General features: G+C 58.8%; 9 protein-coding genes. 2 read left to right on the forward strand and 7 right to left on the reverse strand.

The features are described 5' to 3' along the window. Positions 1 to 54 precede the first annotated feature (54 nt). Positions 55 to 1035 carry a helix-turn-helix transcriptional regulator gene (locus ACH82I_RS09580; RefSeq protein WP_413332172.1) on the forward strand — a complete coding sequence of 327 codons (981 nt, stop codon included), beginning with the start codon at positions 55 to 57 and terminating at the stop codon, positions 1033 to 1035. A gap of 228 nt (positions 1036 to 1263) precedes the next feature. Here ACH82I_RS09580 and ACH82I_RS09585 read toward each other — a convergent pair whose 3' ends face one another. From ACH82I_RS09585 to ACH82I_RS09600, 4 genes are all read right to left on the reverse strand, one after another. Further along, entirely contained in the window at positions 1264 to 2937 is a 1674-nt protein-coding gene (locus tag ACH82I_RS09585) for an amidohydrolase (protein ID WP_413332174.1), read from the reverse strand. A 42-nt stretch (positions 2938 to 2979) separates the two neighbouring features. Next, a complete protein-coding gene (locus ACH82I_RS09590) occupies positions 2980 to 4479 on the reverse strand; it encodes a peptide MFS transporter (protein ID WP_413332176.1) in 1500 nt (499 codons plus the stop codon). A 236-nt stretch (positions 4480 to 4715) separates the two neighbouring features. Then, a complete protein-coding gene (locus tag ACH82I_RS09595; protein WP_413332178.1) occupies positions 4716 to 7721 on the reverse strand; it encodes a DUF3427 domain-containing protein in 3006 nt (1001 codons plus the stop codon). A gap of 2 nt (positions 7722 to 7723) precedes the next feature. After that, positions 7724 to 8131: a (deoxy)nucleoside triphosphate pyrophosphohydrolase gene (locus ACH82I_RS09600; protein ID WP_413332180.1), complete on the reverse strand. Its 408-nt coding sequence runs from the start codon at positions 8129 to 8131 to the stop codon at positions 7724 to 7726. A gap of 451 nt (positions 8132 to 8582) precedes the next feature. On the opposite strand from ACH82I_RS09600, the gene ACH82I_RS09605 reads away from it, so the two are divergent. Further along, the gene (locus ACH82I_RS09605; protein WP_413332182.1) at positions 8583 to 9314 is read left to right on the forward strand and encodes a hypothetical protein; all 732 of its coding nucleotides are present in this window, start codon (positions 8583 to 8585) and stop codon (positions 9312 to 9314) included. Between the two features lie 74 nt (positions 9315 to 9388). Here the strand turns inward: ACH82I_RS09605 and ACH82I_RS09610 are convergent, their stop codons facing one another. The 3 genes from ACH82I_RS09610 to ACH82I_RS09620 are packed head-to-tail and all read right to left on the reverse strand — an operon-like array spanning position 9389 to position 12173. Beyond that, complete coding sequence (locus tag ACH82I_RS09610; protein ID WP_413332184.1) at positions 9389 to 10126, reverse strand: CoA transferase; 738 nt, start codon at positions 10124 to 10126, stop codon at positions 9389 to 9391. A gap of 9 nt (positions 10127 to 10135) precedes the next feature. Beyond that, positions 10136 to 11002, reverse strand: a complete 867-nt coding sequence (locus ACH82I_RS09615; protein WP_413332187.1) for a MaoC family dehydratase N-terminal domain-containing protein — start codon at positions 11000 to 11002, stop codon at positions 10136 to 10138. Between the two features lie 22 nt (positions 11003 to 11024). Beyond that, positions 11025 to 12173, reverse strand: coding sequence for an acyl-CoA dehydrogenase family protein (locus tag ACH82I_RS09620; RefSeq protein WP_413332189.1), 1149 nt, complete (start codon positions 12171 to 12173; stop codon positions 11025 to 11027). Between the last annotated feature and the right edge of the window lie 20 nt (positions 12174 to 12193).

Raw genomic sequence — 12193 nt, forward strand, 5'->3', positions numbered from 1 at the left:
GACTTCCAATGAAACACGACATCTCATGTCGTGATTTCTGGTAATACTGAAGCCATGCGTGCTGATCGGTTGGTCTCGATGGTGCTGCTGCTGCGCCAGCGAGGTCGGATGACGGCGCACCAACTGGCTCAGGAGCTGGAAATCTCCGTTCGCACGGTGCTGCGCGACATCGACGCTCTGTCCACCGCAGGGGTTCCCGTCTACGCCGACCGGGGACGGCACGGGGGCTACTCTCTGCTCCCCGGGTTTCGCGCGGAACTGACTGGGTTGAGTCATCAGGAAGCGCTCGCTCTGCTCACCGCTGGTTCGGGAAAGACAGAGAAGGCGTTCGGGCTCAGTTCCGCATTGGCTTCGGCGATGCGCAAAGTCATCGATGCCCTGCCCGAGGACAACCGCGCCACCCTCGATGACGCGGCTGCGCGCCTCCTCATTGAGCCTGAGGCTGATCTGCTCTCACGCTCGACCAATGTGGAGAATGCACCAACTGCGGTGACGGCTGAAGTCCTCCAATCGGTCCTTTCAGGGCACCGTCTTCGCTTCCTCTACGAAGCAGCAAACAAGGCCGTCGGTTGGCATACGGTTGATCCGATCGGGCTCGTCACGATCCGAGATCGCACCTATCTGCTGGCTACGAAAACTGGAGCCGATCGCACCTATCGGCTCTCACGCATGCTGGTGGCAGAGGAATTGCCCAAACCGGCGGATCGACCAGACCGGGTCGACCTGGATCGTATCTGGGACGAACGGCGGACTCGGTTCTTGTCTGAGGGTCACATCTCGGTGACACTGAGGATCGATCCCACTCGACGTGGTGACCTGTTGACCAACGTACGCGCGGTCCTCGCGGAGATGCCCGAGCCCGACGGATGGATCCGCCTTGAGGTCACCTTCGAAGATCTCCGTCATGCCAGGTGGGCGATTTGGCAGCTGGACACCGCCGCCGAGGCTCTCAGCCCCGAAGAGCTGCGCACTTCGATTCGCGAGCGCGCCGAGGAATTGCTCGGCCGTTACAGCGACTCATCGACCGCGAAGTAGTACGACGAATGTGCCTTGCAGCTACGCAGACGGCAATGATGTCGATGTCGAGCTCGGTCGAGTAGTGCTCACATCTGATGTGGCCGTCGACCGTCCTGCCGATAGCCTTCGGTGCTTTCGTCGTTGCCGTAGCCGTCCGTCTCGGGAGAGCCTCGTTTCCAGACTAGTCGGCGGAGGTTTGGATCGGTCGACGAGCACCTTTAACTCGCCGCCGGCCTAAAGGAGGACTTAGCCCCGCGAATACACAACCTCTCCCGCCGACACCGTCGTCTCCACCAGGATGTCGCCCAGGTCCCCCACCGCAACCTCGAACGGATCCCGGTCGAGGATTGCGAAGTCCGCTGACTTGCCGACCTCAATACTTCCCGAGACATCGTCGAAACCATTGGCATAGGCCGCATCGAGCGTGTAGGCACGCAGTGCTTGACCGACGGTGATCTTCTCCTCGCCAAGCAGCGGTTCGTTCTGCGCGACATCGTCCTGACCGTGGGGGTCATTGTGCGGGGCCGTCCGGTTCACCGCAACGTGTATGCCCCAGATCGGGTCAGGGCTCGAAACTGGCCAATCACTGCCGAAGGAGAGCCGGACGCCGGCGTCATGCATCGAGGCGAAGATGAAATGGTGCGACTGCTGATCTTCGTGCAGCAGCGGGAGTTTGGTGTCGACCAGGACGGAGTCACGACGAGCCCACAGCGGCTGCACATTGGCGATGATTCCGGCCTCAGCCATCCGAGCCAGCTCGGCCGGATCGGCGATGTCGAGATGGGCCACCTGATGGCGGCGCTCCGACGACGGGCCGCCGTTCTGAGTGAGGGCGTCGACGGCTAGCTTGAGCGCGTTGTCGCCCACGGCATGGATGTGGATGTCGAAATCGTTGGCTTCAAGCCCGCTGACGATCTCGTTGAGCTCCTCGGCCTTGAACATGAGCAGTCCATGTTCATGATCGTGACCGCGGTAGGCGCGTTTGAGCGCACCGGTGAGATTCTCGCAGACCCCGTCGAGCATGATCTTGACGACCGTGGACTGCAGACCACCTCGACGTCGGTCACGGTCGAGGCCTTGTATCACGGCCCGCCGTTCCTTGATGGTCTTGATCTGCTGGGCATAGGGCACCGTGCGATCCCACCACAGGGCGGCCGTGACCTTGCTGGCGAATCCGCCGTCCTCGGCGATCGAGACGTACGGGTGGAAGCTGTCGACCGGTGACCCGGTGAGGACACCGACCCCGGCATCCTGCCAGCCGACGATGCCAAGCGAATGGAAGTACTCCTGTGAGTTGCGCAGCGCCCGTTCCACATCCGCCGAGGTGCTCGCCGGGAACAGTCCCGTCACCAGTTCCGCCGCCGCTTCGAAGAGCAGTCCGGTCGGGTTGCCTTCGGCGTCCTTGACGATGCGTCCGCCGTCGGGGTCCGGGGTGTCGCGGGTGATCCCGGCGACCTCGAGGGCGCGGGTGTTGACCCAAGTACCGTGGGCATCATGGCTGGTGATCGAGGCCGGACGGTCGCTGACGACGGAGTCGAGGTCACGGCGATGAGGGAAACCATCGGTGAAGACATCGCCGTACCAGCCGGAACCGAGCACCCAGTCATCGTCTGAATTCTCGGCAGCGTACTTCGCGATACGGTCAAGGTAGGGCTGGTAGCCGTGGATGTCGTCGAGGTTGCACTCGACCAAGCCCAGCCCGCCGAGGACAGGGTGGGCGTGCGCGTCATGGAACCCAGGAATGAGGGTGCGACCGGACAGGTCGACCACCTCGGTGCTGGAGCCAGTCACCTCTACACAATCGGCCTTCCCCACAGCGACGATCGTTCCCTCGTGGACGGCCACGGCATCAGTCGTCGGTGTCGTGGGATCCAGGGTGTGGATGGTTCCGACTCGGTAGACACGGTCGGCAATCGGCATGAGGTCACTCCTTGGTGGTAGGACAATCGGGTGGTTGAAGAGTCAGGCGACGCCCAGGCGGCGCAGCGGGCTGCGCATTCCGTAGAGGAAGGCGGCAGTGAGCACACTGATCACAGTCATGAGCGTGAAGAACCCGACCTCGCTCGTTGAAGAGTACAGCTGGCCCATGAAGCCAGAAAGGCTGGCGCCGGCAGCGGTGGTCAGTCCCCACAGGGCCATCATCTGGGAGTTGAACGCGACCGGAGACAGCTGAGAGGCCACGGACAGGCCGATCGGTGCGTACATCACCTCGGTGATTCCCATGACGATCATGCCGATGATAACCGGGATGAGGGGAATCCGGCCGGTGAAGAGCAGGGGGAAGAGCGCGAAGAGTCCGAAGGTCAGCGTCATGAGGACGAAGCCGAGGGCGAGTTTCGAGACGGTGCTCGGCACCTTGCGATTGGGTCGGGCGGCGAGCTTCTGTCCGTAGGCGGCAATGAGCGGCCCGGCGATGATGCCGGCGATGACTTCGAAGGTGCTGATGTAGGCGGCGGGCATCGAGTAGCCGCCGATGTTGAGGTCGACACGGGTGTCGGCGTAGACGGCGAAGGTGGTGAAGAGCTGGAGGATCATGGTCCAGAAGATGGCGCCGGTGATGAAGAGCGGGATGAAACCCTTGACCTTCAGCCGTTCGTCGGCGGTGACCTTCTTCGAGCGGAGCATGACGATGAAGTAGGCGACAGAGACGACGAGAATCGTCCCGAGCACATAGTTGTTGAGGTTGCCGGTCGACATGATCCCGGTGCTCACCAATACGGCGATGGCTGCGAGCAACGCGATGCCGAAACCTGCGGCCCTCCATTTCCCAGTTGAGCTCACTGGGTTCGGAATGACCTTCGATTCGGCCGGAACTGTGTTGCGGCCGAGGAAGTAGGTGACGAGTCCGATGGCCATGCCGATGGCGGCGGCTCCGAAACCATAGTGGAATCCGAATTCGGCCTGTAGGTAGCCGGTGGCCAGGGGACCGAAGAGCGCACCGATGAGAATGCCGGTGTAGAAGATCGCATACCCGGAATCCCGCCGAGGTGACTGTTCCTGGTACAGGCGACCAACCATTGCATGGGTGTTGGGAGTCAGAGCACCAGTGCCGATGGTGATGAGCGCCAGACCGATGAGGAGACCAGGAATGCCTGGGATCAGTGCGAGGCTGATGTGGCCGGACATGATGATGACCCCGCCGGCCATGACCATGGTCCGAGCCGGAATCAGCCTGTCGGCGAACCAAGCTCCAACAGGTTGGCAGAGGTAGACGGCACCGCCGTAGGCGCCGGCGATGGCCAGAGCCTCGATCTCCGTCAGCCCCAGACCTCCGTCGCCCGCAGAGTAGTAGATGTAGTAGGCAAGAATGACCTGGAGTCCGTAGAAGCTGAAACGTTCCCACATCTCAATGGACGAGAGGGTGAAGAGCCCGATCGGCTGCTTGACCCTTGGTTTTGCTGGCTGCTCGGGGCTTGGGTGTTCGGCAGCACCAGCGGCATCGACTGTCTGGAATTCGGACATGACTTCCTCGGCATGTTTGGTGCTCTGACGAGCAGCTATAGCGTGCGAGCTACTCCAACGCATTTAGCATGGGGAGCGTGCAGCTAGGACATTTTGAGCCTAGTGACGCTCGTTCGCCAGTACCAACAGTCGTTCTAGATAGTCACTGTCTGATTTTCAGATGGGCACGAGCAGCCAGACCTCGCGAATGAAGTACCTCTCGGAATTCGCTTCTGTCCTCGCGACGCTCGCCCATTTCAGAACAGAGTAGTTGAGGGCTCGTCATCTATGTATTGTTCGCTATGCAACTTACGGCCTTGGTCTTCGGGCTCCACCGTGGACTGCGAAACTTGCTCTTCATCGGACAGCGCTGGACCAGTCGTCAAATAGTCGTAGAGAGCCAGCTCGATGGGAGACTCCAGGTTCAGATTCATGGTGACAACATCGAGCCTTTTGCCGCCATCGCCCGGCATCTTCGTTTGTTCAGGTTTCGACGACGTCGCCTGGCCCAAGTAGTAGAAGTCGGTGCCTTCTGCATCGTCCTTTTTCGCGAAGAGGTAGAGGGGAATATGATTCCCGACGATCGCCTGGACTTCTTTGCTCTGCAAAGTTCTTTTGCTTCGCGTGAACCAACGAAGAGTGTTTTCGCTGAGGAAGGAGTCCTCGTACGAAGTGCTTGCCGAGACTTCATCATCTTTGTGATACGTCACGAAGATTGGGCAACTGTTCGAGTACACGTCGACTTTGTACCCATACATCGTGCCCTTTTGGTCACTCTTCCAATTCAGCAGGCGGCAGACGTCCTTTCGCGAATACTTCTTGCCCACTTCCAATTGTCTATCCCACTGGTAGCGGTGCCGAGACAGGAACAAGCCGGTGTCGACGACATCCTTCACGTGATCGCTGAACATCGGACTCTCGTCGAGCGATCGACCAAACTCGCTAGTGAACGCAATTCTCTCCTGACTCCACTCAATAATTGGCGATCCGTACTTCTTTTGATCACCCTCGGTGAAGAATTCCAGGTTGAACACTCTTTCCAACGATGCGATGGTCGCTTGATCCGCGCTCGCTCCAGCACTCTCTAGTATCCGACGGAGGCCAATTTCAGATGTGGAAGATCGCGTTTCTATAAGATGCTGCAGGAGAAGCAGTTCGTGTGGTCGCTTACCGTTGAGGAACTCAGAACTGATGAATGTCAGTGCCTTGTCCTCGGCAGGTGTCGGTACTTCTTCGCCGACGTTGAAACTATTGAGTAGGTTCCAATAGTTGCCCTTCGCCCCAGCAATGACGACCGGGTCGACAACGTCGAACCGAGCGTAGTCGATGAGGAGAGGCGGTCGTCCGAGCCGAGTATGAAGGTCCCTGAAGGACTGCTGGAGATTCTTGAGGCTATCGAGTCTCGTTGTCGCAATCGACCGGAAGATCCGTTCCTTAGCAATGGCATCAAAGTTGATGCTGGAGAGTCCTGAGACTGCGCCCACGTCTTGAGCCTCGATCATTTTCTTGCGGATGGAGTCCTTATTGAGACTGCTGTCGCCGAAGAGAGCGATTGGAACGAGGAAGTTGTTGGCATAGTTGCCGATGAAGTCGATAACAATGAGGTGGCTTTTGCCAGCCGCTTTCCGTAGACCACGACCCAGCTGTTGCGTGAAGATGATGCTGGATTGCGTCTGACGCAGCATGACAACTTGGTTCACCGTACGGATGTCGATGCCTTCGTTGAACACATCCACCGTGATGATGTAATCAAGATCCCCGGTCTCTAGTTGACTGACGACAGCTTCGCGTACTGGGACCGGATCATCACCAGTCAAGGTTCTCGTCCGGAGTCGACGACCGTGGATCTCCCGCTGATTGAGCATTGACGATAGCTCGATCGCTTCGTCTTTTCGACTGCAAAACATGAGACCGCGGACGGCGTCTCCGACGTGGCCGTAAGTTTCGATCGCTTTCAGCAGATGGTTGACGCGATCGGGAGCGACAAGGGTGCTGAGCTTTGTTGCGTCGCTAATGACTTCGCCGTCGACTTCGAAGTCTGTGACTCCGTAGTAGTGGAAGGGTGCAAGCATGTCTGCTTCGAGCGCCTTCTGAAGCCGAATTTCATAGGGCACGTTGTAGTCGAAAAGGCTGTAGACGTTGAAGTCGTCGGTACGTTCGGGCGTAGCTGTAATCCCCAGCATGAAATCGGGCTCAAAGTACCCGATGATGCTCTGATGCATGGTGGCGCCGGCACGATGCACTTCATCGACCAGAATGTAGTCGAAGTAGTCTCGAGAAATTGAGTGAAGCTTCTCGAGGGTCCCGAGCGACTGGACTGTTGCGAAGACGAATCGACGGTTCAGCTCTTTCCGCGCCCCAACAAATTTCCCAATGTCGGCGCTGGTCAGATTGAGCACCTTGCTGAATTCTTCAATCGCACGATCGAGAATCTGCTCCCGATGGACGACAAAGAGAACTCTCTCGGGATCGACAGCCTTTACGTCGAGGGCTGCAAGAATCGTCTTACCTGTTCCGGTCGCAGAGACGACCAGAGCCTTCTTCTCCCCGGATGCTCGCACCTTAGCGATTTCCTCCAGCGCCTCCGCCTGCATCGTGTTTGGGCGGATCTGCGATAGTTCGCCCGCTCCAGGAAAAAGAACACCGGACACAGACTGACTGGCCCGAGGCGGGACGTACTGCTCTTCGTAGTGGCGAATCCACTCCTCGGTGAGTGGAGTCGATGCCGCAAGTTGGGTGTCGATTGTCTGGCTCAACTGCTCGACTATGTCACCACCGGGCAACGCTGAAAATCTCAGATTCCATTCATGATTACGTTTGAGCGCCAGTGAAGTGAGGTTAGAGCTACCGACAATGGCAGTCGTGCCGTGTTCCTGTTCAAAGATGAAGCCTTTCGGATGAAAGCCTTGGCGCCCATTTTCATAGACCAACACTTCGATCCCGATGTCCGCCAAGTTCGCTAGTTCACGGAATGACGCCGGAGAATTGAAACCGAGGTACGTGGACGTGATGATTCGGCCTCGGCCTCGGCCTTGAAACTCGATTAGCGGTTGCTTCAGCGACGCGATGGCATCAGGACTGACAAAAGCTACCGAGAAGGTGAAACTCTTCGACCTGCGCAGCTCTTCGAGGATGGTCTTGTACATGGTGTTGGACTCGTGATTAGAGACCAACAGCGGGTTGAAGAGCTTTTCGGCAGCACCGGACTTATCGAGGAATCCAAACGACGTGTCGTGCCGAATCAGGTCAGGAACGAGCTCCACGCTTACCGTCCCTGAGTTGAGTACGCGGCCATGATTGTTTCGACTGCGGGCACATCGGCTGGCGCCCATTCGACAGAATCCAAATTGGCCGCATCAATCCATCGGATCTCAGAGTGCTCGGTGAGCTGTGGTGCACCTTCGACCAACGTCGCATAGAAGGTCGTCAGCGTAACGAATCCAAAGTCGTATTCATGTCGAGTTGAAGCGACTTGGTCGCCGATCTCGACAGTGCACAGGAGCTCTTCCTTCATCTCTCTCACCAGTGCAGTCCGGGGAGTCTCGCCCGGTTCAATCTTGCCTCCAGGGAACTCCCACATGCCTGGCAACGACATGTTTTCGCTTCTCTGAGCTGCGAGTACCGTTCCGTCATTGGTTACGACGGCGCCAACGACGTTGATTTCCTTCTTCATTGCCAGGGCTCCTGCTTGTGGGACGAAGTCACTTACAGCCTATCCACTGGGCCCTCGGTTCACACCGAAGACGTGGCCAGAACTACCAGTACTTGGTACCTACCAGTTGCGGTCTCGTTCCATACGACATAGCAGCATCTACCTACTGATTCACGCAACTAATCTTCGCGCATATCGTCATGCAGCGAACCCCGGGAACAGTCTCTCTACCCACAGAGCTATCTGCCCGACTGATCGATCGCGACCTCACCCGTCAACGTTCTAGAGTGTTCAATAGATTTGTTGGTTAGGGCACAACATGCATGAATCACGATGCGCCTCAGAATTGACGCTCCCTTAGAGTTTCGACCTTCCATAGTCACACCCATTGGTCGCCGGCACGGACACTGGTCCATGTCAGTGGCGTAAGGGACGCTTGCACCACAAGCAACGACTCTGCGAAGGGACTTACATGTTCGCTACAGCAAATGCCGCTTTGGAATTTGGTCGCAAAATTCACAGAGATGGAAGCGCGATCTTCATGTTTGTGTCCTGGACTGCCGCAGTGTTGGCGATATGTTCAGTTTTGCAGAGTTCACGTCCGAGTGAACTCATTTCTGAAATCCTCTATGCATTCGGCGCAGACGGCCCGGCTGAATATTTTGGATTGCATGCGCCACCAGGGATTCAGTTTCAATCGTTCTACTGGCAATCCTTGGTTCTGCAGGTAGTCGGAGCGATGATCACATTGATGGGCTTGTATATCCTGCTAGGTGGGCCACTTGATATCAGACAATTTGAGCACCGCGGCAACATGATGGCCATCTCGCCTTGGCCAAATACCGTCTGGCTGTTGTTCTTCGCGGCTGTCCAAATCGGCCCGGCCCCCTTGCTTGCCGGTAGCGTTTTTACCGACTGGGCATTCACTGCCGTGAAAGCTTTTTTGGGTCTGCTTGCACTCACGACCTTGTTGGCCTTGATAGGCCTAAAACACTGGATGTCCAACTTAACTTCTGCCCTCATAAGCTTTCTTTGGACAACCGTTGCTCGAATTGTTTACAGCGTCATATTTGTAACCCTCAGCCTGATGCTGGTAGTCGCATGGCTTCCCCTGGAAATCTGGACCATCGTTGACAGACGTCAACACATACGTGACGAAGAATCTCGCATTCCCTCGGGAGCAGAACCCTTAGATCCTAACTAGAAACATTCGCGCCGATGCCGATTACAAATAACCAAGCTGGCTTCCCCGCACAGTCATGTCATTATCCCGCTAACTCACTTCTCAGACGCCCAATTCGCGCGTGCACTCAAGACCGAGCTCAACACCTTGGCGGTATCTCCGCCCAATGACGGAGCAGGAACCACCGCAGCAGCCGGCGTCCCCGAGAACACCAGCGGCACCCGCGGCGCGATCACAGTCCCAACCCCGGGCTGATCAATCTCAGAGAACAACGGGTTCTCCAACGAACAACGGGGATCAGACTTCACGAGTTCCTCAAACGTCTGGGACCCTCCCTGCAGCACTCCGGCCTCGCTCAAGGCGGCAGCCGCCTCGGTGACGGTGTGCGCAGCGAACCACGGCCGCACCACCGCATCGATGGCCTCACACGCCTCGAACCGACCGCCCTCCGTCGACAGGTCGACGTCCAACAGCGGCCCAATCCTCTCAAGCTTCTCGGTCAGTCCGGTCGCCTTGCCCAGACCACGCCAATTCTTATTCGAGATGACCGCGACCATGATCTGCCGACCGTCAGAAGTCTCGAACGACGGTCCGTACGCATCGTAGAGCCCATTGCCCAGCGGCCCACGCGTCTTGCCAGTGGCCTGCACCTCGGCGATATAGCCGAGGTTGATCGGCCACCGGTTGGCGTCGATGTTGCCGCCGATCGGGTCGATGCGGATGACGTCGGCGCCCAGCTGCGCCAAGGTCATCGCGCCCAAGGGGGCTGCGACGAACGCTGAGATCTCGACGACGGTGAGTCCGGTTAGCGGTGCCGGTCGAGTCTCTGACATGGGTGCTCCTCAGCTTTCGGCGGTCGTCACGGTCGCCGCGATGGCGGTCTTGCCACCGGGGGCGATGGCTTCGAGTTCGGGGGTGTTCTCCCCCGTGGCCCGCCCGACGAGGTGGATCTGCTCGCCTGCGAACAGGGGTGACTTCGCGCGGAAGTCGAAGCTCGTGACCGTGGCCTCGGGGTGGTTCTTCATGAACGCGTCCAGCAACAAAGTCGCGGTCAGTGGCCCGTGCGTCACCAAGCCGGGATACCCTTCGACCTCGGTGACATACGGATAGTCGTAGTGGATTCGGTGGGAGTTGAAGGTCAGCGCCGAGTATCGGAAGAGCATGACTTCGTTCGGCCGCACGCTCTCGGCCCAATCCCAGCCCTCCGGTTCTGGCGAGTCCGGTCGTGGCGGTGCTGCCGCTGATCCCGCGGGCTTCGAGGTGACCTCTCGGTAGACGATGGTGTGCCGGTCGGTGGTGGCCAGAACCCCATCAGCGGACACCTCGTGGCACAGCACGACGAAGCACAGAGATCCTGTGCTGCCGGTCTTCTCCGTGATCGACTCGATCGTAGTGGTCCGCGATATCGTCTGCCCGGGCAGGACCGGAGCGTGAAACGTCAGCTCGCTGCCCGCCCACATGCGCCTGGGCAACGGAACGGGAGGCATGAACCCACCGAGCTTCACATGCCCGTCGGCGCCGAGTTCGCTCATCGACACGTCGTCTTCGGAGAAGTGCAGCCAGTGCCCGAGAGGGTGCAATGGCACGGTCGGATCACCCTCGTGACCGAGGAGGGAGGCCAAGCGAGCGGACCTCTCCCCCGAAGCCACCTCCTCGGCGACGGTTGTCTTTCCCACCCATTCCTGAAGTTCAACAATGTCGCTGCTCATGGCTCTCCTCCCGTGCTCGTTCTCAGGCCTTGTTCCGCCCGATGAGCTGCTTGGCGATGACGTTCAGTTGGATTTCGTTCGTGCCTTCGCCGACGATCATCAGCGGGGCATCACGGTAATACCGTTCAACGTCGTATTCGGTGGAGTACCCGTAACCTCCATGGACCCGGATCGCATCGAGGGCCACCTCGGCGGCCATTTCGGAGGCGTAGTACTTCGCCATGCCTGCTTCCATGTCGACCCGTGCCCCCGAGTCATAGGTCCGCGCCGCATGAAGGACGAGCTGCCGGGCAGCCTCGAGTTTCGTCGCCATCTTCGCCAGTTGATTGCCCACGGCCTGGTGTTTCCAGATCGGCTTGCCCATGGACTCGCGCTCCTGCGAGTACTTCACCGCATCGTTGAGTGCAGCTTGAGCGAGACCCAAGGACCGGGAGGCGACCTGGATACGTCCGATCTCCAGACCTTTCATCATCTGCTTGAACCCGATGCCCTCGACCTCGCCGAGCAGTTGCGACTGCGGCTGGCGGAGGTCCTCGAAGTTGAGTTCGCAAGTCTCCACGCCCTTGTACCCGAGCTTCGAGAGGTCCTGGGAGACCGTGAAGCCCTCCCCCTTCTCCACGAGGATGATTGAGATGCCTTTGTGCCGCGGCTCGGCGTTCGGATCGGTCTTGCACAGCAGGGCGATGAGGTCGGACTTCCGGGCGTTGGTGATCCACGTCTTCGAGCCGTTGATGACGTAGTCGTCGCCGTCTTTGGCTGCGTTCGTGCGCATCGCCTGCAGGTCGGAGCCGCCGCCGGGTTCGGTCAACGCCATGGTCGCCCGCAGCTCGCCGGTGGCCATGCGCGGCAGGTAGGTGTCTTTCTGTTCGTCGGTGCCGTATTCCTGGATGAGCTTCGCGACAACGGTGTGCCCGCCCATGGCTCCGGCCAGGGACATCCATCCGCGGGCGAGCTCCTGGGTGATGAGCGCATAGGCCTCGGTCGAGACCTTCCCCGCACCCCAGGGTTCGTCGATCGCAAGCCCGTAGATGCCCATGTCCTTCATCGTCTGGATCCAGGCTTCGGGGTATTCGTTCGCGTGCTCGACACGGTTGACGTGGGGTTTGACGTCGTGGTCGACGAACTCGGCGACCGTGTCGATCATCATCTGCTCTTCGCTGCTCACTGCCATAGTGTGTTCCTTCGTTGCGA

The sequence above is a fragment of the Brevibacterium sp. GP-SGM9 genome (assembly GCF_047300845.1).
Taxonomy (GTDB): Bacteria; Actinomycetota; Actinomycetes; order Actinomycetales; family Brevibacteriaceae; genus Brevibacterium.